This is a genomic window from Pedobacter africanus, from assembly GCF_040548825.1.
In the GTDB taxonomy this organism is placed as follows: domain Bacteria; phylum Bacteroidota; class Bacteroidia; order Sphingobacteriales; family Sphingobacteriaceae; genus Pedobacter; species Pedobacter africanus_A.
Map to the genome: position 1 here is coordinate 409,244 of NZ_JBEPSL010000002.1, position 22,581 is coordinate 431,824.

24 protein-coding genes are annotated in these 22,581 nt (G+C 43.8%); 12 read left to right on the forward strand and 12 right to left on the reverse strand.

The features are described 5' to 3' along the window. Nucleotides 1-8: 8 nt before the first annotated feature. Together ABIE26_RS11940 and ABIE26_RS11945 are read right to left on the reverse strand one after the other, a co-directional pair. Entirely contained in the window at nucleotides 9-3,275 is a 3,267-nt protein-coding gene (locus ABIE26_RS11940) for a SusC/RagA family TonB-linked outer membrane protein (protein WP_310142678.1), read from the reverse strand. A 289-nt stretch (nucleotides 3,276-3,564) separates the two neighbouring features. Next, on the reverse strand, nucleotides 3,565-5,175 hold the full coding sequence (locus tag ABIE26_RS11945) for a glycerol-3-phosphate dehydrogenase/oxidase (protein WP_310143410.1): 1,611 nt from the start codon (nucleotides 5,173-5,175) through the stop codon (nucleotides 3,565-3,567). Nucleotides 5,176-5,375: 200 nt separating this feature from the next. Here ABIE26_RS11945 and ABIE26_RS11950 point away from each other — a divergent pair, with 200 nt between their 5' ends. Continuing rightward, entirely contained in the window at nucleotides 5,376-6,140 is a 765-nt protein-coding gene (locus ABIE26_RS11950; RefSeq protein ID WP_310142676.1) for a DeoR/GlpR family DNA-binding transcription regulator, read from the forward strand. Between the two features lie 4 nt (nucleotides 6,141-6,144). Here ABIE26_RS11950 and ABIE26_RS11955 read toward each other — a convergent pair whose 3' ends face one another. Then, a complete protein-coding gene (locus tag ABIE26_RS11955; RefSeq protein ID WP_310142673.1) occupies nucleotides 6,145-7,116 on the reverse strand; it encodes a polyprenyl synthetase family protein in 972 nt (323 codons plus the stop codon). A 73-nt stretch (nucleotides 7,117-7,189) separates the two neighbouring features. On the opposite strand from ABIE26_RS11955, the gene ABIE26_RS11960 reads away from it, so the two are divergent. After that, complete coding sequence (locus ABIE26_RS11960) at nucleotides 7,190-8,179, forward strand: alpha/beta hydrolase (RefSeq protein WP_310142670.1); 990 nt, start codon at nucleotides 7,190-7,192, stop codon at nucleotides 8,177-8,179. Here the strand turns inward: ABIE26_RS11960 and ABIE26_RS11965 are convergent. From ABIE26_RS11965 to ABIE26_RS11985, 5 genes are all read right to left on the reverse strand, one after another. Then, the gene (locus tag ABIE26_RS11965; protein WP_310142668.1) at nucleotides 8,176-9,591 is read right to left on the reverse strand and encodes an MBL fold metallo-hydrolase; all 1,416 of its coding nucleotides are present in this window, start codon (nucleotides 9,589-9,591) and stop codon (nucleotides 8,176-8,178) included. The genes ABIE26_RS11960 and ABIE26_RS11965 overlap by 4 nt on opposite strands. A gap of 34 nt (nucleotides 9,592-9,625) precedes the next feature. Next, entirely contained in the window at nucleotides 9,626-10,645 is a 1,020-nt protein-coding gene (locus ABIE26_RS11970; RefSeq protein ID WP_310142667.1) for an asparaginase, read from the reverse strand. A 2-nt stretch (nucleotides 10,646-10,647) separates the two neighbouring features. Further along, on the reverse strand, nucleotides 10,648-11,415 hold the full coding sequence (locus ABIE26_RS11975) for a TatD family hydrolase (protein ID WP_310142665.1): 768 nt from the start codon (nucleotides 11,413-11,415) through the stop codon (nucleotides 10,648-10,650). A 109-nt stretch (nucleotides 11,416-11,524) separates the two neighbouring features. Then, nucleotides 11,525-12,535 carry an FKBP-type peptidyl-prolyl cis-trans isomerase gene (locus tag ABIE26_RS11980; protein WP_310142664.1) on the reverse strand — a complete coding sequence of 337 codons (1,011 nt, stop codon included), beginning with the start codon at nucleotides 12,533-12,535 and terminating at the stop codon, nucleotides 11,525-11,527. Nucleotides 12,536-12,570: 35 nt separating this feature from the next. Continuing rightward, nucleotides 12,571-13,581: a DHH family phosphoesterase gene (locus ABIE26_RS11985; protein WP_310143408.1), complete on the reverse strand. Its 1,011-nt coding sequence runs from the start codon at nucleotides 13,579-13,581 to the stop codon at nucleotides 12,571-12,573. A 116-nt stretch (nucleotides 13,582-13,697) separates the two neighbouring features. Here ABIE26_RS11985 and ABIE26_RS11990 point away from each other — a divergent pair, with 116 nt between their 5' ends. The 3 genes from ABIE26_RS11990 to ABIE26_RS12000 all read left to right on the forward strand — a co-directional run bounded on the left by ABIE26_RS11990 (nucleotide 13,698) and on the right by ABIE26_RS12000 (nucleotide 15,187). Beyond that, a complete protein-coding gene (locus ABIE26_RS11990) occupies nucleotides 13,698-14,117 on the forward strand; it encodes a nucleoside-diphosphate kinase (protein ID WP_310142662.1) in 420 nt (139 codons plus the stop codon). Between the two features lie 98 nt (nucleotides 14,118-14,215). Then, a complete protein-coding gene (locus ABIE26_RS11995) occupies nucleotides 14,216-14,953 on the forward strand; it encodes an FKBP-type peptidyl-prolyl cis-trans isomerase (protein ID WP_310142659.1) in 738 nt (245 codons plus the stop codon). Between the two features lie 60 nt (nucleotides 14,954-15,013). After that, on the forward strand, nucleotides 15,014-15,187 hold the full coding sequence (locus ABIE26_RS12000; protein WP_310142656.1) for a hypothetical protein: 174 nt from the start codon (nucleotides 15,014-15,016) through the stop codon (nucleotides 15,185-15,187). 4 nt (nucleotides 15,188-15,191) lie between these two features. Here the strand turns inward: ABIE26_RS12000 and ABIE26_RS12005 are convergent, their stop codons facing one another. Beyond that, entirely contained in the window at nucleotides 15,192-15,482 is a 291-nt protein-coding gene (locus ABIE26_RS12005; RefSeq protein WP_310142653.1) for a DUF721 domain-containing protein, read from the reverse strand. Then, nucleotides 15,475-16,578, reverse strand: coding sequence for a DNA replication/repair protein RecF (gene recF / locus ABIE26_RS12010; protein WP_310142651.1), 1,104 nt, complete (start codon nucleotides 16,576-16,578; stop codon nucleotides 15,475-15,477). The genes ABIE26_RS12005 and recF overlap by 8 nt, the downstream gene beginning before the upstream one ends. 158 nt (nucleotides 16,579-16,736) lie before the next feature. Here recF and ABIE26_RS12015 point away from each other — a divergent pair, with 158 nt between their 5' ends. The 5 genes from ABIE26_RS12015 (at nucleotide 16,737) to ytxJ (ending at nucleotide 19,785) form a co-directional block, all read left to right on the forward strand. Continuing rightward, nucleotides 16,737-17,408, forward strand: coding sequence for a tetratricopeptide repeat protein (locus ABIE26_RS12015; RefSeq protein WP_310142649.1), 672 nt, complete (start codon nucleotides 16,737-16,739; stop codon nucleotides 17,406-17,408). Between the two features lie 109 nt (nucleotides 17,409-17,517). Further along, entirely contained in the window at nucleotides 17,518-18,018 is a 501-nt protein-coding gene (locus tag ABIE26_RS12020) for a DinB family protein (RefSeq protein ID WP_310142647.1), read from the forward strand. 4 nt (nucleotides 18,019-18,022) lie between these two features. Beyond that, complete coding sequence (locus ABIE26_RS12025) at nucleotides 18,023-18,703, forward strand: SIR2 family NAD-dependent protein deacylase (protein WP_310142645.1); 681 nt, start codon at nucleotides 18,023-18,025, stop codon at nucleotides 18,701-18,703. A gap of 32 nt (nucleotides 18,704-18,735) precedes the next feature. Continuing rightward, on the forward strand, nucleotides 18,736-19,227 hold the full coding sequence (gene ribH, locus ABIE26_RS12030) for a 6,7-dimethyl-8-ribityllumazine synthase (protein WP_310142642.1): 492 nt from the start codon (nucleotides 18,736-18,738) through the stop codon (nucleotides 19,225-19,227). Between the two features lie 225 nt (nucleotides 19,228-19,452). Beyond that, a complete protein-coding gene (gene ytxJ / locus ABIE26_RS12035; RefSeq protein WP_310142641.1) occupies nucleotides 19,453-19,785 on the forward strand; it encodes a bacillithiol system redox-active protein YtxJ in 333 nt (110 codons plus the stop codon). Here ytxJ and ABIE26_RS12040 read toward each other — a convergent pair. Beyond that, the gene (locus ABIE26_RS12040; RefSeq protein ID WP_310142640.1) at nucleotides 19,775-20,179 is read right to left on the reverse strand and encodes an OsmC family protein; all 405 of its coding nucleotides are present in this window, start codon (nucleotides 20,177-20,179) and stop codon (nucleotides 19,775-19,777) included. The genes ytxJ and ABIE26_RS12040 overlap by 11 nt on opposite strands. 91 nt (nucleotides 20,180-20,270) lie before the next feature. Between ABIE26_RS12040 and ABIE26_RS12045 the strand changes: the two genes are divergently transcribed. Together ABIE26_RS12045 and lipA are read left to right on the forward strand one after the other, a co-directional pair. Beyond that, nucleotides 20,271-20,690: an META domain-containing protein gene (locus ABIE26_RS12045; protein ID WP_310142639.1), complete on the forward strand. Its 420-nt coding sequence runs from the start codon at nucleotides 20,271-20,273 to the stop codon at nucleotides 20,688-20,690. A gap of 68 nt (nucleotides 20,691-20,758) precedes the next feature. Further along, on the forward strand, nucleotides 20,759-21,637 hold the full coding sequence (gene lipA / locus ABIE26_RS12050) for a lipoyl synthase (protein WP_310142638.1): 879 nt from the start codon (nucleotides 20,759-20,761) through the stop codon (nucleotides 21,635-21,637). Nucleotides 21,638-21,642: 5 nt separating this feature from the next. On the opposite strand, the gene ABIE26_RS12055 is transcribed toward lipA, so the two are convergent. Continuing rightward, a complete protein-coding gene (locus ABIE26_RS12055) occupies nucleotides 21,643-22,575 on the reverse strand; it encodes an NAD(P)H-hydrate dehydratase (protein ID WP_310142635.1) in 933 nt (310 codons plus the stop codon). Between the last annotated feature and the right edge of the window lie 6 nt (nucleotides 22,576-22,581).

The following is a 22,581-nucleotide window of genomic DNA, read 5'->3' on the forward strand; positions in this document are numbered from 1 at the left end:
CTATAGAATTAAAAACCTAAGATTAAATTTATGCCGTATGTCCTTGTAGAAGGAAGCTGAGCGGTCTCAAAACCCTGAACAATATCTGTACCGGCAAGCGTTCCGAACTCGGGATCAAACATAGGCCATGGCGACCAGATGAACAGGTTCCTGCCATACACCCCCAGACTGGCTTTCTGCAAGCCCAGTTTAGCAGCAAATTTTACAGGGAGGGCATAATCCACCCTTGCCTCCCTGAATTTGATAAAATCTGTACTGAAAGAACTACCTTCGGCATTATCAGCCCCCATATGTGAGCGGTAATAATTATCTATGTCGAAAGTGATCTTATCGTTAGGACGGTAGGTACCATCTGCATTCTGAATTACACCATTACCGATGATACCGTTATATCTGCCCGGAAGGGTACTTTTCAGCTTTCCTTGCTCTACCATTTTATAGTTCATAAGAGAGTGCGCTATTCCACCAACCTGGGCATCAAATAATACATTCAATCTAAAACCTTTGTAAGAGAAATTACTTCCCAAACTAGCTTTAAACTTAGGAATAGTGTTACCAATATAAACTACATTATCGGTAATTTTGGCAAAGCCGGTCCTTTCATCATAAACAATTTGTCCATCAGGAGAGCGCACATAGCCACGGCCATACATGTCGCCCATGCTTCCACCCACTCTGGCCACAATTTGCCCGCCTGCAACCGGTCCTGTCCTCAACACCACATTGCTATCCAGCAATTTGGTTATTTTATTGCTGTTTGCAGCAAATGTGCCATACAAATCCCAGCTCAGCCCGTTTTTACTCTTTAAGGGAGATCCGTTTACTGCAATCTCAATACCTTTATTCTGAACTTCACCTGCATTGATCAGGATTTGGTTATAACCAGTTGAACGGTCCACCTGGCGCTTTAAGTGCTGATCATTGGTTGTGCCAAAATAATAAGCCACGTCCAGGCCTAACCTGCTTTTGAAGAAACGTATATCCGTTCCAAATTCATAGGTCGTCGTCCGCAAGGGTTTTAAATTTGGATTAGCCAACATTCCCGGATTCTGCAAACCACCACTAAACTGGCCATTTCCTGCTATGACATAATTGTAAGTAGTCAGGTAAGGTGCAGTCCCCCCGCTACCTACCCCGGCTGCTGAAAATCTCAGTTTAGCATAATTGATTTCGCGCGGTAGTTTGAACGCTTCAGATACCAGGAAACTTACACTTGCCGAAGGATAAAAAAAGGCAGCATTCTCTGTGCGGTCTTTAACGGCAAGTACACTGTTCCAGTCGTTCCTACCGGTAATGTCTAAAAACAGATAATCTTTGTAGGCCGCAGAGAACAAACCATAAAAACTATTTAGTGCATACTGACTTTTATTCGGCGTAGAGATGATTGGTCCGGCTGCATTTGCAAAACTGTATATACCGGGTGCATTCAGGGAATCGATCCTGTTCTCGTCTTTTTTGTAGAAATTTTTCAGCATACTTCCTCCCCCTGTTATAGAGAAGTTAAAATCTTTGTTGATCTTTTTGGTGTACCTGAGTAAAAAATCACCATTAAACTCCTGAGAGTTTTCTGCCTGCTCTCTATAAGAACCTTTCGGTAATTTAGTGCCTGCATCAAAAGGGCGCTCCTGTGCTCTTCTGTCATAACTCATGTCCATAGAGGTCCGCAACATCAGGCTCAGTTCTTTAGTGATGTTGTAATTTGCCTGGATCATACCTGTAACTGCATTACGGGATTGCCTGTTAATAAACTCATAGGCTATAGCATAAGGGTTTTCAGGGAAACTACTGAAAGGATATTTAATGGTTTTGCCTTCTGCGCCGTTTACCCAATAGTTTTTCAACCAGTTCAGATCGGCACTTGGCTGCCAGAAAATGTACCAGTACATCAGGCTCTGGTTACCATATCCCGCCGCAGGCAGGTTATCGCTAAACTTGTTCTGGTATTGTATTTTAGAATTAATTGACAATTTATCATTTACCTTGGAATTCAATGACAAGGAAACGTTGGTTCTTCCATAACCTGTATTCGGTGTAATCCAATTGTTTTTGGTATTGGTAACCGCAAAACGAGCCGTGTTTTTGTCAGATCCCCCATCAATACTCACGGAATTGGTAAAAGTCTGGCCGGTTTCGAAATATTGATTAACTCCACTTTTTTCATAGGGTACCCAGGGGGTCCGCACCTTACCTACTGCCTGCAAGGCAGGATCATACTGAAAAAAGTACTGCCCATCAAACTTAGGCCCATACGCCGAACTGGTACCACTGGTACTTGCCCCGTCCAAACTCGCGCCGTAAGAATAAAAAGCAGCGCCATCCAGACCTTGTCCATATTCATACTGCAGATCAGGCCAGCGGTTAACGCTTTCCATTTCAGCTTTTGAATTAATGGTGATCCCCAAACCTTTTTTCTTAGCGCTACCAGATTTGGTTGTGATGATGATTGCTCCGTTTGCTCCGCGTTGTCCGTATAATGCCGCAGCACCAGGTCCCTTAAGTACGGTCACGCTTTCTATATCTTCAGGATTGAGGTCGTTGATGCTACTGCCATAATCTGCAGGCATGTTATCGCTACTGGTTCCGTAAGCCGACTCTCCGGCGTTCGCACTCCTTCTACCGCTACCGTTGTTCATAACCACTCCATCCAATACAATCAGGGCCTCGTTTTCGCCAGTAAGGTTGTTTTCACCACGCAGGATAATTTTATTGGAACCGGTTGGCCCCGAACCAGATCTTACCAGGTTTAAACCCGCCACTTTTCCAGATAACGCATCTGTCCAGTTACCTGAAGCAGCATCAGTTAGCTGCTGGCTGGTAACCGTAGTTGTAGCATATCCCAGGGATTTCTCTTCCCTTTTGATCCCCAATGCAGTAACAACCACTTCATTGAGTTCCGAACTTGAGCTGTTCATATTGATAACCATTGTATTCGTTGCAGCAGCAATTGCTCGTTTTACCTGGGTATAGCCTAGCATACTAAATGTAATTTCAGTACCCTTTACCACTTTTACAGTAAAAACACCGTTTCCATCGGTAACACCCAAGACCTTTTTTTGGCTGTCTGAGATGGTAACCCCAGGTAAGGCTCCGCCGTCTTTGGCATCTTTAACAGTTCCCTTTACGGTAACCGTTTCCTGCTGAAACAGAGTGCTCAGCATCGGACCTGTTCCGGCTGTAAGCACCTGCGGCAATTGCATAAAAACCAATATCAATGCATATGCAAGATATTTAAGTGGTGTTTTGCACTGCCCATAATGAGTAGATTTTTTGTTCATAAATTTTGATTTTAATGTATTAGATGGAATATGGCGTAGCCGATTTGCAACAGCCACAGTTTCTTCGCAAACAAAAAAAAAGGAAATACACCGCAAAGAAAACACAGCGCAAACTCGCTTAACAGGTATAAAAACCCAACAATACGGGATATTAGATAATTCCTTCATCAGATTTTAAGTATTTGGTTAGTTCTTTTTGTTTTGCAGCATTTCGTTTCATTTCGATTCCCCTTGATTTGCTGCAAATATCAAGGTTGTAGTTTTAACTGTATGTTAAGGATTCATTAAGTTAGGCCGTTGCCTTTACCTTATGAATACCGTTGTTTTCCTTCCCCGGCGCATACAATAAATACTGTGCCACCAGCGCGGTAAAAGCCTCTATCTGTGCCTCCACCCAGTCTTCACCTTTGCCCAGTTCCTCAGCCATTACCCGCGCAACGGCCGGCGCAAGTGCCAAAGCACCCTTTGCATCAAGGAAAAGCAAACGCATCCTGCGAGAAAGCACATCTTCAATTGTGCGTACCATTTCGTTTCTAACCATCCAAACCACCTCTGCCTTTAAGTATTTGAAATCCGGATCAAGACGAATATCCAGCTCCGGATGCGTGCTGATGAGTTGCCTGATCCCTTCCGCATCTGCGCCATACAAACCCAGGTCACCTGTCAGCATTTCCGCGACATAACCATGTATCTTAACATCCTGAGTTATGCACTTTCTCGCATCTAGTTTACCCAGCGCTATCGCCTTATCTACCACATCCATAGCCATTCTCCGGTAAGTAGTCCATTTTCCTCCGGTAATCGTAATCAACCCTGATTTACTGATGATCAGCTTATGGCTTCTGGAAATTTCCTTAGTGCTATCCGTATCCTTGCCGGGCGCAGCAAGCGGTCTTAAACCGGCAAAAGCAGCAAGCACATCCGCCCTTACGGGCTCTTTAGTCAGATATTTACCCGCCGTAGTTAAAATAAACTCAATCTCTTCATCCAAAGGCTTTGGTTCCAGGCTGTGTTCATTTAATGGGGTATCCGTAGTTCCAACAAGTACTTTCCCATGCCATGGGACCGCAAACAACACCCTTCCGTCTGGGGTTTTTGGGATCATCAGCGCACTATTACCTTTTAAAAAAGACACATCAAGCACCACGTGCGCTCCCTGACTAGGCCTCACAATCGCCCTTCCGGATGGAACATCCATTTTCAGGATCTCATCCACAAACACACCTGTTGCATTGATGACAACTTTTGCGTTCAATGTGTAACTTTTCCCGGTTTCCGTATCTGTAAAACTCAGACCAGCCACCTCTTCATTTTGTTTCGTTAATCCGGTTACCCTGGTATAGTTCAGCAAAACTCCACCATACTCCGCAGCAGTCTGCGCCAGGTTCAATGCCAGCCGGGCATCATCAAATTGTCCGTCACTATAACTCACTCCCCCTTTTAGCCCATCCGGTTTTAAACCAGGAATTGCAGCCAGCACCTTATTGGCCGAAAGAAAGGAAGATTTTTTAAATCCGCTTCTGCCCGCCAGTAAATCGTAGAACTTTAAACCAATAAGGTATTTATATTTCGACAACCACGAATAAACAGGGATAACAAACTCCTGATCTTTAACCAGGTGCGGAGCATTTTTTAACAGCAGTCCACGTTCATGCAAAGCCTCGTAAACCAAAGCCACATCACCCTGGGCCAGATACCTTACCCCGCCATGCACCAGCTTGGTACTCCGGCTGGATGTTCCTTTCGCAAAATCAGACTGCTCCAGCAGCAAAGTGCGGTAACCTCTGCTGGCAGCATCCACAGCCGTACCCAGTCCGGTCGCCCCGCCACCAATAATAATGACATCCCAATCTGCCTGCTTTTCTACCTGTTCAATAAATGACTCGCGACTAAACACCATTTCGTTTGTTTTCAATTTAAAGTAACAACATTTCACAAACTTTCGTTTGTAATATCAAATATAACTAAACGAAACTAAAAAAAGATATTTATTGTAAAAAACAAATTGTCAAATTTATTTTTTACCACTAAGTTTGTTGAAGGCTTAACTTTGAAACAGAAAATTATGTTTATATTACAGCAGCCATATATAAAGATTAAATGATTAACATAGCTGAAAGACATCAATATATTTTAAATAAGATTCAGACAGACGGGACAATTGACGTAAAGTCGCTCTGCAAAAAGCTAAAAGTTTCATCTGTTACAATTCGGAAGGACCTGAAACTACTCGAAGACAAAAATCTTTTATTCAGAACCCATGGGGGAGCCACACTTAACAATCCATATACGGTCGATAAGCCGGTAAATGAGAAGGAACACCTTCAGGCTGCAGAAAAAGTGAGGATCGGAGCATTGGCTGCAGAACTGATTGAAGACAACGATTCAATCATTATTGCCTCAGGCACAACCGTACTGGCTATGGCACGCTGTATCAAACCCAAAGGCAGCCTCACGGTCATCACTTCAGCATTAAATGTTGCACTCGAACTGTTACACCACAACGACATAGAGATCATCCAGCTCGGTGGTCTTTTAAGAAAAAGTTCGTCTTCTGTTGCGGGCCCATATTCCGACAATGTACTGGGCAACGTTTTTTGCAGCAAACTGTACCTTGGTGTAGACGGCATAGACCTGGAATTTGGTCTAACTACAACCAATGCTTATGAAGCCCACCTAAACCGCCAGATGATAGATTCGTCCCAAAAAGTTATTGTACTGGCCGATTCTACAAAATTTGGAAAAAGAGGTTTTGGCAGAATCTGCGGAATTGAAGAGGTAGATCATATCATTACCGACAGTGGCATATCCGATCAGATGCGCAAAAGCCTGCAGGGCCTGGGTATTAAAGTTTCGGTAATCTAATCGCTTATTTCTTACGCTCGGTTGTATAGCGCACCAGTTGTTCAAGGCCCGTCCTTGCATCGCCCGGCTCAAAGCTGTACAGAATATCAAAAGCTTCCTGCTGGTACTGGAGCATCTTTTCATGGGCATAATGAACGCCCTGTCTTGCATTTACAAAATCTATGATCTCCTGAATTTTCTCAGGCTCGTCCTGGTGGTTCTTTACCAGGTTAATAATTCTTTTCTTCTCCGGTTTTTCCGCCCGGTTCAATGCGTAAATCAATGGGAGTGTAACTTTTTTCTCCTTGATATCTATACCCAGGGGTTTACCCACATCGTCGGTGCCAAAATCAAAGGTATCGTCCTTAATCTGAAACGCAATGCCCACCTTCTCGCCAAAGAGGCGCATTTTTTCTATGGTCTCCTCGTCCGCTCCGGCGGAAGCCGCACCACACGCACAGCAGGAAGCAATTAAAGAAGCGGTTTTCTGTCGGATCACATCAAAGTACAATTCCTCACTGATGTCCATCCTCCGCACCTTTTCTATCTGCAGCAATTCGCCCTCGCTCATCTGCTTCACGGCCTCAGAAACAATCTGCAGTAAACGGAATTCTGAATTGTTCACCGAAAGCAACAGCCCCTTAGCCAGCAGGTAATCGCCTACCAGTACGGCAATCTTATTCTTCCAGAGTGCATTGATGGAAAAGAAACCCCTACGTTCATAAGCATTGTCTACTACATCATCATGAACCAGCGTAGCGGTATGCAGCAACTCTACAAGGGCTGCCCCCCTATGGGTCGACTCGATGATCCCGCCGCATAACTTTGCAGCAAAAAAAACGAACATTGGCCTGATCTGCTTGCCCTTTCTCTTAACGATATAATGGGTAATGCGGTCCAGTAAAGGTGCATCACTGTGCATGGAAGCCTTGAACTTTTCTTCGAAGGCGTCAATTTCTGCTGCTATAGGTAGTTTTATCTGGTTTATTCCTGGCATTACAGGTTAAAAAATATCCGTGCAAACATAAATTAAATATCTTTAAAAGTGTACTTTTAGTAAAAAGTTTAAAATGAAAAAAGCACTTAAGTTTCTAATTGCACTCATTTTAATAGGTGCGGGCATTTATCTGGCAGGCCCAAAGCCGGCACATCCAATCTACAGCACACAACTTCCGGCTGTTCCAGACATCCCTCAGCTCGAACCTTATATCAAGCACCTCGAATCCAGGCATAAAGTTAAACCTGGCAACGAAGCCGAAATTGTATGGGCCGATAGCAACCTCAAACAGCAGACCGAATATGCAGTAGTTTACCTCCACGGTTTCTCCGCTTCTAAAGAAGAGGGCAATCCTGTTCATTATCATCTGGCCAAAGCCCTGCATGCCAACCTGTACCTGGCGCGACTGGCCGACCATGGCATAGATACAGTTCCGGCAATGGAATACATGACGACCGACAAACTCTGGGAAAGCGCAAAGCTGGCACTCGAAATAGGAAAACGACTGGGCAAAAAGGTTGTTCTGGCAGGCACCTCAACCGGTGGCACACTTGCCCTTAAACTGGCAGCCACTTATCCCGAAGTGAATAGCCTGGTCCTGCTCTCCCCAAACATCAGGATAAACGACAGGCTGGCCTTTCTGCTGAACAACCCATGGGGATTACAACTGGCGCGCCTGGTAACAGGCAGCAAAGAAAGAACTTCGGAAGAAAAAAATCCGGAATATGCAAAATACTGGTACACCAGCTATCGTTTGGAATCTACTGTGCAGCTTCAGGAACTGGTAGAAAGCAGCATGAACAAGGCTGTCTTTGAAAAGGTGAAACAGCCCTGCCTTTTGCTGTATTATTATAAGAATGAAAAAGAGCAGGATAAAACCGTGAAGGTAGATGCAGAACTCTGGATGTTTGGCCTTCTTGGCACGCCTCCAGCGCTAAAAACCAAGATAGCCATACCTGATGCAGGAGACCATGTGATAGGCTCTTACATTACCTCTAAAGACATACCTGCCGTTCAAAAAGCTGTAGACAATTTTGTTCAGTACACACTTAAGGTAAATTAAACTTTCATTGCCTTGGAAGGACAGGCAAAATCCGTACGTTTCAACCCTGTATTTTTAATGGCGCCATAGCCACCGGCAATGTCAATAACCCGCTCAACACCTCTGGCTTTCAAAATAGAAGCCGCAATCATTGAACGGTAACCACCGGCACAATGGATATAATAGGTTCCGTTGTGGTCAATCTCGCTGGTCCAATCGTTAATATAATCCAATGGCCGTGTCATGGTCATTTCCAGGTGTTCCGACTCATACTCTCCTGGTTTTCTTACATCAAGCACCCGAATGCCCTCATCTTCGTTTACAATGCTTTCAAATTCAGCAGCACTGATTGACTTAACCGTATCGATATCCTTGCCGGCCTGCTGCCAGGCGGCAATGCTCCCTTCCAGGTAACCAATGGTATTGTCGTAGCCTACCCTGGCCAGGCGGGTAATGGCTTCTTCCTCCTTGCCTTCATCACAAACCAGCAGCAATGGCTGTTTAAGGTCTGTAACCAAGGCGCCCACCCAAGGGGCAAACTGTCCGTTTAAGCCTATGTTTACCGAAGAAGGCACAAAACCTTTGGCAAATACCTGCGGATCCCTGGTATCCAGCACCAAAGCTCCGGTTAAATTGGCCATGGCCTCAAATTCTGCAGGCGCCAATGGCTTTAACCCTTTCTCATATACTTCATCAAAACTCTCGTAGCCATTTTTATTCATGGCTGCATTTTTGGCAAAATATTGTGGAGGAGGCAAAATGCCGTCCGTAACTTCTTTTATAAACTGTGCTCTGCTGGTCGCTTTAAGCGCATAGTTCACTTCCTTTTGATGGCCCAGGGTATCAAATGTTTCTTTGCTCATGTTCTTGCCACAGGCCGATCCGGCACCGTGTGCAGGATATACCAATACATCATCCGGCAGACTGAGGATCTTCTCTTGTAAAGAATCATAAAGGGTTCCGGCCATATCTTCCATGGTCAGGTCGCCCTGCTGTGCAAGGTCGGGCCTGCCTACATCTCCAATAAACAAGGTATCTCCTGTAAAAATACAATACGGTTTACCGTTTTTGTCGGTAAGCAGATAGGTTGTTGATTCAGGTGTATGTCCCGGCGTATGCAGCACAGTAATGGTCAGCTCACCGACTTTAAACTGTTCGCCATCACTGGCAATGTGCGACTCAAAGGACGTTTTCGCGGTAGGACCATATACAATTGTAGCGCCTGATTTACCGGCCAGGTCTACATGCCCCGAAACAAAATCGGCATGAAAATGAGTTTCAAAGATATATTTGATGACGGCATTGTCTTTTACGGCTTTTTTAAGATAAGGCTCGACCTCTCTTAAAGGATCTATAATTGCAGCTTCGCCATTACTCTCAATATAATAGGCAGCCTCGGCCAGGCAGCCAGTATAAATTTGCTCTATCTTCATTACAGTTTTTTTATGAAATACAAAAATAAGTTTTTTATCCGACAGTCAGTTCACCACGGAGCGACTGCTCCATCAATTTCACGACCTCTTCATTGCTATGCCCCTGCGCCATGAGGTACATCAGCTTGGTGATGGTAGCTTCAAAAGTCATGTCATAACCGCTTACCACGCCCATTTCCTGCAGCTTTTTACTGGTTTCATATTTACCAAGTTCTACAGATCCGCGCTGGCATTGCGAAATGTCGACAATGATCTTACCGCTATTTATGGCTTCCTGCAGACAATTGATAAACCATTCGGCGGTAGTGGTGTTGCCCGAACCAAAGGTTTCCAGTACAATCGCATCTACGGAAGAGTGGGTAATCGCCATTACAGCCTGCTTGGAGATACCGGGATACATCTTTAAAACCCCGATATTCGAATTAAAGTCGAGTAAAACCTTTAATGCTTTCTCAGGTTGGGGCAGGATATAATTGTTAAAGAAATTAAGGTGGACACCAGCCTCAGCAAGCACAGGATAATTGGGAGAGCGGAAGGCCTCGAATTTTTCAGAATTGTATTTGATAGAACGATTCCCTCGGAACAGCTGAGAGTCGAAATAAATGCAGACCTCCGGAATCTTGGCCTTACCCTTTTCTTTGGTAGCAGCAATCTCAAGCGCGGTGATCAGATTTTCTTTTGCATCTGTCCTGATTTCGCCAATAGGCAGTTGTGAGCCCGTAAGGATTACCGGTTTGCTCAGATTTTGCAGCATGAAGCTCAGGGCGGAAGCCGTGAATGCCATGGTATCCGAACCATGCAGGATCACAAATCCATCGAACTCATCGTATCGGGTAAAAATCAACTGCGCGAGTTCGGCCCAGATATCGGGGTGCATGTTCGACGAATCCATTATCGGATCAAAAGAATGCACTTCAAGGTTGTAATTCAGCCTGGCCAGTTCAGGCACATTTTGCTGAATCTGTTTAAAGTTAAAGGGAATAAGCGCACCGGTATCTGTATCATTAACCATACCAATGGTTCCGCCGGTGTATATGATGAGTATTTTGGTCATGTTTAGATTTTAAAGATGCTGATAGAATTGGCTGTAGTTACTTCCGCTATTTCTTCCACGCTGGTCCCGTATATTTCGGCAAGTTTCTCTGCAATATGAACCAGGTAGCTGCTTTCATTTGGCTTACCTCTGTAGGGTACCGGGGCCAGGTAAGGAGAATCTGTTTCCAAGACGATGTGTTTTAACGGAATAGCTTTCAGCACCTCATCAAGCCCGGCTTTTTTATAGGTCACCACTCCACCTATTCCCAGGTAAAACCCAAGTCCTATAGCTTTGTTCGCCTGCTCCAGCGTCCCTGTAAAACAATGAAAAATCCCCCTCAGCAATTCATCCTTTTCCACTTCAAGTATTTCAAAAATCTCGTCGAATGCTTCCCTGCAATGAATGACGACAGGCAGATCGAGGTCTTTGGCCCATTTGATCTGTTCACGGAAAGCAGCCTGCTGAAACGACAATGTGCTTTTATCCCAATACAGGTCTATCCCGATCTCTCCAATAGCATAAATGTCCCGGTCGGCTATGCTCTGGCAGATTTCGTCCAGCACTTCCTCATAATTCTCCTTTACCTCACAAGGGTGCAAACCTGCCATCGCGAAACAATTTTCGGGATATTGCTGCACCAGGCTATCGATTTTGGCTATCGATGCAACATCAACATTAGGAAGGAACAGGCGTTTGACCTGGTTATCAAAGCAACGCTGCATCAATTGGTTCAGTTTTTCCCCATCCGTCTCGTAATACAGATGTGTATGGGTGTCAGTTAAAAGCATTGGCGAAGTTAATAAAAACCAGCCGAGCTTAACAAATAAAAAACCCTGCCGGTTTGAGCCGGCAGGGTTTCTTTACCTTAATAATCTGCCTGGAAGCAGGAAATAAGGTTTATTTTTTTACAGTTGGTGCTGGTGTAACCGGAGTAACAGTTGCTCCAGGAACTGTAGCTGGTGCAGCTACCGGCTTTTTGATATCAGTTAACTCTACTTCAAATACAAGCGGAGAAAAAGGACTGATACCGCCCTGAGGCATACCACCTTCGCCGTAAGCCAGGTTAGAAGGGATGATCAAAGTGATCTTTCCGCCTTTACCGATCAATTGCAAACCTTCGTCAAATCCAGGGATCGCACGGCCTAAAGTGATCGGACGCGGTCCGTATTGTGCCATTGCATGGAATTTACCTGCTTCTTTAGCTACTTTTTCATCACTGGTATCGAAGATGTTGTCTTTACCGTCAGATTTTTTAGTAGTCAGTTTACCGGTATAGTTCACCATCATGGTATCACCCAAAGCTGGTTTTACTGCATCACCTGGTTTGCTGATCACATACTGTAAACCAGAAGCCGTAGTTGTGGTTTTCAGGTTGTTGTCTGCAATATATTTTTTGATCTTTCCAGCTTCAGCACCTTTCTTTTTGTCTATGCTGGCTTTGTAATCTTTCTCGAAAAATTCTCTTGCTTTTTTCTGGAAGGTAGAGTCAGCTTCACCAGCTGCTTTAGCCAATACTTTTTCTACCTTAACCGTAAAAACAATATACTTATCTTTTGTGCCCTGAGGTTTTGGCTGTCCGCTGCGCGCTGCCATAGTATCCAGGTCCAGTTTAAATGTAGCACTGTCGCCTTCTCCAAATAAGGTAAGCACATCGTTCATGTCACCTGCGTACACTTTTTTAGCTACAGGGAATACCTGCGGCTGCTCCATATCCCAGGTATTGAACATTACAGAGTCTTTCTCACTTTTCTGGATAAAGTTCAATTTTACGATATCACCCTCTTTAATTTTTGTACCTCCGCCATCTTTATGAATGATGTACGAAAGACCTCCCGGACCTTTTTTGTAGTTGTTACAAGCAGCTAAACCAAGTGCAGCTGCGAAAAGAATTACTATACCTTTCTTCATGTGGTTTTTTAAATTATTTTTTTGTTGTTCTAATTTTATTGTAATAATTGGTTTTTATAATCGGTTAAAAGCGCCTTAAATTCCTGAACAGTATCTGCTAAATTTTTGTCAGAAAAGCCTCCTGCCGCATTTCTATGTCCACCACCATTAAAATATTTCTTACAAATCTCATTTGCAGGAAAATCCCCGGTGGAGCGCAAAGATAATTTAACTTTATCAGTTCTTTCAATAATAAATGCAGCCAATTTAATGCCATTGACTGATAATGCATAATTCACAATCCCTTCAGTATCACCGGTAACGATCTGGTATTTTTGAAGCTCTTCCTTTGTTACCGTAATAATGGCAGTATTGAACTCTCTCAGGATCTCCAGCTTTTCACTTAAACAATGGCCCAGAAAGCGTAAACGGTTTTCTGTTGCATTATCGTATACCAGCTGGTGGATGCGCCAGTGTTCTGCCCCCAGATCTATCAGATCGGCAGCAATGCGGTACACTGCTGCATTTGCAGATTCAAACCGGAAAGACCCCGAATCGGTCATGATCCCTGTATACAGGCAGGTAGCAATATCTTTGTTCATCATTGCCCCATCCTCCAGTTCGTTTACAATAAAATCATAAACCAGCTGTGCTGCCGCACAGGCATTGATGCTCCAGTGGCGGTAATCGTCAAAATCTTCCGGATCCAGGTGGTGGTCGATCATGAGTTTATAAGCTTTCGAAGCCCTTACCAGTTCACCCAGGTCGTTGATTCTTGCTAAGGTATTGAAGTCAAGGCAAAAAATAAGCGCTGCCTCTTCTACCAGTTTTGCCGATTCCTCTTGTGCTTCCGTGTAAATGATCACATCAGAATTATTGGGCAGCCAGTGTAAAAAGTAAGGGTAATCAGTAGGTGTAATCAGTTTAACGTGATGTCCTTTCTGAATCAGGTAAGCATACAAACCTAAAGACGAACCCATCGCATCACCATCGGGTTTATGATGCGTTGTAATCACAATTTTCTGGGGCGTAGCCAGTAAAGATTTTATTTCTGAAATAGATAGCATAAGTTTCGGCTGCAAAGCTAGTAATTTAATTATATTTAAGGCGCTCCGGTTTATCTCTGTTTCAAACTTTAATATTTAGCGTATAAAACGTAATTTTGCAAAAAATTAATATAAAGATGAGTACAAACAGAACATTTACCATGATTAAGCCTGATGCAGTTGCAAATGGCCATATTGGTGCTATAATTAATGACATCACTACTGCTGGTTTTAAGATCATAGCCTTAAAGTATACCAAATTAACAGCTGAAACTGCCGGTCAGTTCTATGCAGTTCATAAGGAACGTCCTTTTTATGCAGATCTGGTAAGCTTCATGTCCTCCGGTCCAATCGTTGCCGCTATTCTTGAAAAAGACAATGCAATTGAAGATTTCAGGAAACTGATCGGTGCAACCAATCCTGCTGAAGCTGCTGAAGGAACAATCCGCCAGAAATACGCAAAATCTATTGATGCAAATGCCGTTCACGGTTCAGATTCTGACGAGAACGCGCAGATTGAAGGCGATTTCTTCTTTACTGCAGCCGAGCGTTTCTAGATAAAAGAAAAAACACGAAAACGATTAAAATAAGCACCCCAAAAAGGTGCTTATTTTTTTATAAAGTTTGTACCTTTCGGGCACAACAAATAGAATAAATGAAGAAGATCATCATTACACTTATGCTCCCTCTTTGTGCCGTAGCAGGAAATGCGCAGACTAAAGCCAAAACAGGCACGGCAAAAAAAACAACTGCAACCAGCAAAACCGCGGCAAAACCAGCTGCTGCTGTATTTAAAACTACGCTCGACTCTGCAAGTTACGCCTTTGGGAATACCATGGCCAGCAGCATGAAGAACGACGGACTGAACAGCCTGAATTATGAGCTACTGATTAAAGGCCTCAAAGATGCTTTTGGCGGCGCAAGTCCACAAATCAGTCCTGAGAAATCGCAGATGGCCATTTCCAACCTGTTTAAAACAGTAAGCAGGCAGAAACATGCACCGGCCATTGCCGCCGGCAAAACCTTTCTTGAAAACAATAAGAAAAAACAGGGCATACAGGTTACACCAAGCGGATTGCAATATGAGGTGATCAACAGGGGAACAGGCATCAGGCCAAAGGCTACGGATACTGTATTGGTAAATTACAAGGGAACTCTCACTAATGGCAAACAGTTCGATAGCTCCTATGATAGAAACGAACCTCTTTCATTGCCATTGAATGGTGTTATTGCAGGCTGGACCGAAGGTCTTCAGCTGATGCAGGCGGGTTCTAAATACAGATTGTTTATCCCTTACGAACTGGGCTATGGAGAACGTGGTGCCGGTGCAGATATCCCTCCTTACAGCACGCTGATCTTCGAGATCGAGTTGCTTAAAGTAAACGGGAAATAAGCGTTTAGAAAACCATTGTTATAGTTTGTTGTTAATAAACAACATAAAAACCATGAACCTATGACAACGAAAAGATATTTCCCGCTGGCCATTATTGCCTTCCTTTCCACAACCCTGGCAAGCTGCGAGCTCATTGAAGGCATTTTTAAAGCAGGGGTGTGGACAGGTGTAATTGTGGTCGTACTTGTACTGGCATTGATTATCTGGCTGATCAGTAAAGTTTTCGGCAGATAATAAGCTAAAGGAATACAATTTCAGTAATCACTTCAGATCCGGCACGTTCATTTATTTTTTGAATGATGCCGGATTTTACCATCAGCAACTCATTCTTAATTACTGATGATTCAATTCTGACAAACAGTTTTTTCTGCGAAACATAGATCTGCGTAGTCCGGTTGGCAATCGCCTTACCCATCAGGTCCGGCCACAGGGCCACAACAGAAGTCTCGTCAAATTTCCCTCTCAGCTTGTAAACATTGAGCAGCTTGCCAATGCCTTCTTTTAATGTAATGTCGTTAGGTTTACGCATGATTTATCGCTCCATCGTTTACTTCAAACAAAGTTACGGGCACATCAATTTTGTTAAAAACCGCCAATAGTCTCTCTTTACCTGTATCTGTGATAAAAATCTGTCCGAAATCGTGATGCGATACCATTTCCATCAGTTTATGCATCCGGTTATCATCCAGTTTGTCAAAAATATCGTCCAGCAACAGCAAAGGCTTAAAACCTTTATATTTCTGAAGATAAGCATATTGCGCCAGTTTCAGTGCAATTAAAAAAGATTTCTGTTGTCCCTGGGAACCAAACTTCTTTAAAGCCATATCCGATATTGTAAATACCAGCTCATCCTTGTGGATGCCAACAGTAGTCCTCTCCAGCACTTTATCCTTTTCAAAAGACTGCAGCAGCAACTGTTCAAAGGCATTATCGTTCAGCTGACTCTGATACAGCAACCCAACCTGTTCCCTGTCATCAGTCAGAAACTGATAGTATTTATCAAAGAGCGGAATAAATTCCCCCATAAACTGCTGCCGCTTTGCATAGATCTGCATACCCGAAGCCACCAGCTGTTCATTGTAAATTTCCAGCAGTGTCGGGTCGTAGCTCCTGGTTACCGCAATCTGTTTCAGCAGGGCATTACGGTTCATCAGCTGCCGGTTGTACATGATCAGCTCGTCCAGGTACTGTGTATCTGTCTGCGAAATCACGTTGTCCATAAAACGCCGGCGTTCCTCGCTTCCTTCCATAATAATATTGGTATCGTATGGCGATATCATAACCAGTGGAAACAGGCCAATATGACTAGCCAGCTTATCATATTCCTTCTTATTGCGTTTGAATTGTTTTTTCTGGTTCCGTTTAACCCCGCAGGTAATTTTTTCGTTCTTCTGCTGACGTTCAAAATCGCCCTGGATAAGAAAAAGATCCTGACCGGATTTGATCTGCTGCGTATCAATGGGATTAAAATACCCTTTGCACAAACACAGGTAATGAATGGCATCCAGTAAATTTGTCTTACCAGCCCCATTATTACCTACAAAAGCATTTACAGTTTTAGAAAAACTAACATTTGCATCCGTGTAGTTCTTAAAATTTAGAAGGGTAATGTTCTTTAACCACATAGTATCAATAGCAAAGTTACCGTTTAGCTTTGTGAATACGATGAATTGTTTTTATTGAATTAACGCTCAGTTCATTAATTTTATTTAAATACTTGAAAAAGGGGTTGATACTTTGATGTAAAAACGTATTTTTGCAATCCTTAATTTTTTAAAATAAAATGTCTGTAACAGAAAAAGAAATAAATCAGCCGGTAAGAAAAGGCTCTTTTTTAGAAGAAAATTCGAAAAGCCTTCTATTCATTGCAGGTGCAATTGTAGTTTTAATAGCCATTTACTTTTGGTATCAGAATGTGTACCTGAAAAACAGGGCTGAAGAAGCTTCTGCAAAAATGTACAAAGCAGAGCAATACATCGGCGGACCTGATTCCCTGGCCAACAAAGCCATCAACGGTGAAGGCGGCTACCCTGGTTTAGAGAAAATTGCCGAAGAGTACGACAATACCAAGTCTGCCAACCTCGCCAATTTATACCTTGGTGGTATTTACCTGCGTAAGGGCGAATACAAAAAAGCCACTGAAGTTTTAGGTAAATATGCTGAAACAGGAAGTGCAGTTGCAGATCCATTGGCATTAGGCCTTTTGGGTGATGCCTACAGCGAGCTGAAAGATTATAAACAAGCAGCAACTTACTATAAAAAAGCAGCAGACAAAGCCAGCAACAAATTTACCTCACCTATGTTCCTTAAAAAATTAGGTTTGGTTTACGAGAACACAAAAGACTTTAAAGGTGCTGAAGAAGCCTACACAAAAATCAAAACACAATATCCTGAAAGCCAGGAAGCAGCAATGATAGATGAATACATTGCCCGTGTTGCAGGCCAGGTAAAATAAGCCTACCCTTAAAAAAATACGGCCTTGTACATGTGAAAATGTACAAGGCTTTTTTTTGCAATTTGTCAAATCTTTCCCAATTTAGCAGACACAAATAAAACCGAATAAGATGTACCGCAGCATAGATGATTTCCTGAAAGACTGGAAAAATGAAGAAGCTTTTACCATTCGTATTTTTGAACTGATAACAGCTGCCGCCAAAGGCGAAAAGATTCATGAAGATGTTCGTTCGCTGGAGCGTTTGGCATGGCACCTTACCCAAACCTTAACAGAAATGGGCACAAAAGCCGGTTTATTTGCAACAGACACGCTCGATCATGCTGCCATCCCGGCTACCATGGAAGAGATCATTGCTACCTACAAAAACAACTCTGAGCTGCTGGCACGGGCAGTCCAGCTGAAATGGACCAGCTCTTCCCTTGCAGATCTGATCCCGATGTATGGCGATCAGTGGGCAAAAGGTAAACTACTACAGATATTTATCCTGCACCAGGCGCACCACCGCGGACAAATGACGGTAATTATGCGTGTGCTGGGTTTACCCGTACCCGGCTTGTATGGCCCATCAAAAGAAGAATGGATTGAAATGGGTCTGCCGGCAATGGATTAAAACCATGAAAAAAATCGTCGTACTCACAGGTGCAGGCATCAGTGCCGAAAGCGGATTGCAAACCTTCAGGGATGCGGATGGCTTATGGGAAGGCTACAACATCGAAGATGTGGCTACTCCGGAAGCCTGGAAACGTAACCCGGAACTGGTACAGCGCTTTTACAATGAACGACGCAAATCCGTACTCGAAGCACAGCCAAACGCAGCACATAAAGCATTGGCAACGCTACAGGAGCGGTACGAACTGCACATCATTACTCAAAACATTGACGACCTCCATGAAAGGGGCGGCGCAAAAAATGTACTTCACCTGCACGGGATCATTACCCGCTCACAATCTGATGTGGATCCTGCAGTTACCTACCCTATAGATGGCTGGGAGATCAAAGCAGGCGAAATATGTGAATACGGCATGCAATTGCGGCCCCACGTGGTATGGTTCGGAGAAAATGTACCCAACCTGCAGCCCGCTGCTAAAATCTGTTCAAAGGCCGATATCTTTGCCGTCATCGGCACATCGCTTGCCGTTTATCCTGCCGCAAGTCTTACAGACTATGTACCTGCTACAGCGATGAAATATGCCATCGATGTAAAAATCCCTTATATCAAAGGCGATTTCAAAAAAATTGAACAGCCTGCAACCATTGGAGTGCAAATGATGGTAAATGAGCTGCTGGCAAAATAGCAGTTTAGCTGATTTTTCCCTAAGTTTGCAGCATGGCAACACAATTAAAAAACCTATCCGATTTTTCTCATACCACTGTACCCAATGGCAGCAACTATAAATTTGCTATTGTTGTGGCCGAATGGAATGCAGAAATTACTGGCAGCCTTTACAATGGTGCTTTACAAACCCTGCTTAAACATGGTGTGCCGGCCGAAAACATCATCTCCGTACCGGTACCAGGAAGTTTTGAACTGACTGCGGCAGCAGAAATCCTTTTACAGAAACACAAAGACCTTGATGCTGTAATTTGTCTGGGTTGCGTAATACAGGGTGAAACCAGGCATTTCGACTTCATTTGCGATGCAGTAGCCAATGGCATCACCAACGTAGGCATTAAGCACAGCAAAGCCGTAATATTTGGAGTATTGACCACAGACAACCAGCAGCAGGCCATAGACAGGGCAGGCGGAAAGCATGGCAACAAAGGTGATGAAGCTGCGATTACAGCCCTGAAAATGGCGGAATTGAACGCCACTGTATAACAAACTTTGATTCTTTGCTTAAAAACTGTAGATTAGTACTTATATATATCATTAAAGAAAACCAATACAGATGAAGAAAGTTGCAATACTATTGCTTGGCGTTTTTTTTGCAATAACTATTTTGGAAGCCTGCTCTAACAAACTTTGTCCTGCTTACAGTTCTTATCCTGAAGGCAAAAGAAGAAGAGGCTAACCAAAGAGTTTGCTAATATAAAAACGATGGAGATGGAGTGGAAAAACATTACCCGGGCCGAACAGGTAGCCGAAATTCAACAACAGCAGGGATATAGCTTAATTTTTAAGCACAGTACCCGTTGCTCAGTAAGTGCAATGGCTAAACGGCGTTTTGAAATGGACTGGTCAGTCATACCTGAAAACACCTCACTCTACTTTTTAGATCTGATCAGCTACCGCGACATTTCTGCGCAGATAGCTGATACCTTCCAGGTGCATCATGAATCGCCACAAATCCTGGTGATCAAAAACGGAGATTGTATATTGGATGCCTCACATAGCGACATTTCAGCCACCGAAGTAGCCGAAGTCATTAATAATTAAAGCTTACCGTTTTCCTGATATCAGGATGTAAGCTATACATCACCGGACAGGTATTGGCCGATCGCTCAATGATGGTTTTCTCCTTTTCCGAATAATTGTTTGCCGGGAATTGAAAATTCACCACAATCTCGGCTACCCGCCTTGGGTTTTCTGCCATAACTTTAGTGATGTCACAGGTTGTCCCATCAATGTTGAAACCATGTTCATTGGCTGCAATACCAACAATGGTCAGCATACAATTGCCCAGTGAAGTAGCCAGCAGATCGGTAGGTGAAAATGCCTCGCCTTTTCCTTTATTGTCAACCGGTGCGTCGGTAATGATTTCATTGCCCGAACGCAGGTGAACAGATGTGGTTCTTAAACCACCATTATAAGTTATTTTTGAAGTACTCATGGTGTAAAATTAAACAATCCTGCGTAAATCATTATTATTTATAAAATATCCGGGTAATTGTTAACTTTAAGTACAGATAAACACAAATACCATGAAAAAAATCATCTTTCTTATCCTCATCAGCATCAGCGGATTAACGGCGTGCAACACGATGAAACAAAACCAATCTTCAGGCAAATTAACCGGAGACTGGGTATTGAATTACATTACCGGCCCAAGGATTGCCTTTGATGGCCTGTTCCCTAATGACAAACCAACCATTAATTTCAAAGAAAATCCGGAAATCATCAGCGGCAATACCAGCTGTAACGGTTTCAGTTGTAAGCTTACCATTAAAGGGAACAGCATGAGCGTATCACAGCCTGGCCCTATGACCATGAGATACTGTGAAGGAGGCGGCGAAAAAGTCTTTTTAGACATGCTGCAAAAAGTAACCGGTTATGATGTACAGGGCAATACCCTGGTCATGCTGCAAGGTGACATCGTGGTTATGCGCTATACAAAGAAATAGGCTTTTGTTTACATGTTATAAACATTTCATGTTTATAACAATTCAAACCTATTGTGTAACTTTGCATCATGATCGCATTACCGGTTGTTTCAGAAAACCAAGTACAACGTAAACCAGATTGGCTTAGAGTAAAGCTTCCTGTTGGCAAAGAATATGCACAGGTACGCAGTCTTGTGGACACCCATAAGCTGCACACCATTTGCGAAAGCGGCAACTGCCCGAATATGGGCGAATGCTGGGGAGCCGGAACGGCTACCTTTATGATTCTGGGCAACATCTGTACCCGCTCCTGCTCTTTTTGTGCCGTAGCTACAGGAAGGCCGCTGGCGGTGGATACAGATGAACCTAACCGTGTAGCCAACTCGGTGAAGCTGATGCAGGTCAAACACTGCGTAATCACTTCGGTAGACAGGGACGACCTGAAAGACGGTGGCTCTATCATCTGGGCAGAAACCCTTCAGGCCATCAGAAGGGAAAGTCCTGAAACTACATTGGAAACCTTGATTCCTGATTTTAAAGGGCAATGGGATAACCTCTACCGCGTACTGGAAGAACGCCCGGAAGTGGTATCGCACAACGTAGAAACTGTACGCCGTTTAACCCGGCAGGTGCGTATACAAGCCAAATACGACAGAAGTCTGGAAGCCTTGAAACGTATCTCTGAATTCGGGCTGCGCACCAAGACCGGCATCATGCTGGGCCTTGGCGAAACTGAAGCAGACGTACTCGAAGCCATGGATGACCTGGTAGCCAATGGCGTGCACATCTTAACATTGGGGCAATACCTGCAGCCTACACGTAACCACCATCCTGTGGTCGACTGGATTCACCCTGATCAGTTTGCCAGGTATAAGGAAATCGGATTGGAAAAAGGCTTAAAGTATGTGGAAAGCGGACCATTGGTACGTTCTTCTTACCATGCAGAAAAACACCTGTTCGATTTTTAGCGAAACTATTTCAAAAACGTTTTTAATGTTCGCGGCAGCCGTGCCGCAAGCTGTGACGCTGTGATGTTGTAATGATCTGAAGCCAGTTCATCTCCGGCTTTTCCGTGAAAATAGCAGCCCAGCAAAGCAGCAGCTTTAGCACTATAACCCTGGGCCACATAAGCCGCAATCAGCCCAGTCAGCACATCCCCCATGCCTCCCTGTGCCATAGCCGGATTTCCTGTCGGGTTGATCAATACGTCTCCTTGCTGGTCTACAATAAAGGTAAACTGGTTTTTCAGCACAATCACCGAGCCTAACTTTTTTGCCATTGTCCTGGCCGTTTGCAGCCTTTCCCACCAGTTCTTATGCTTACCAAACAGGGTATCAAATTCCTTTAAATGTGGTGTAAATATGGAATTTTTTGCCAGATGAAAAAGCAGGTCCGCTCTTTTGGATAAAATATTTAAAGCATCGGCATCGGCAACTACAGTCACCTTTAAAGTTACCAGTTCCTCGATAATACCTATCACTTCCAGATGTTTTCCTAAACCGGGGCCTATGGCAATGGCATTATATTTTTTTAATGATTTTATCTTGACCAGCTGCTTCCGCTCCAGGTACATCACCTCGGGTAGCATTGAATTTAAGGCAATAAGTCCACTTTCGGGGACAGACAGGGTAGTCAGGCCCGCTCCGCCATACAAACACCCGCTTGCACAAAGCAGAGCAGCCCCCATAGTCTTGATGTCGCCAGCAATAAGCAGAGCATGACCATAAGTACCTTTATGGGAAAAAGCCTTCCTGGGCTTTAAAATGGCAGCAATATCGGCCTGATTGATGAGTTTATAAGGCGAACTGTCTGCTTCGCTGCCCAGTTTATCCAATCCTTCATCTACCAGCTGCAATTTGCTCTCGGCATCAGAATCGGGCAGAAAACTATTTAAAAACACTGCCATAACAGT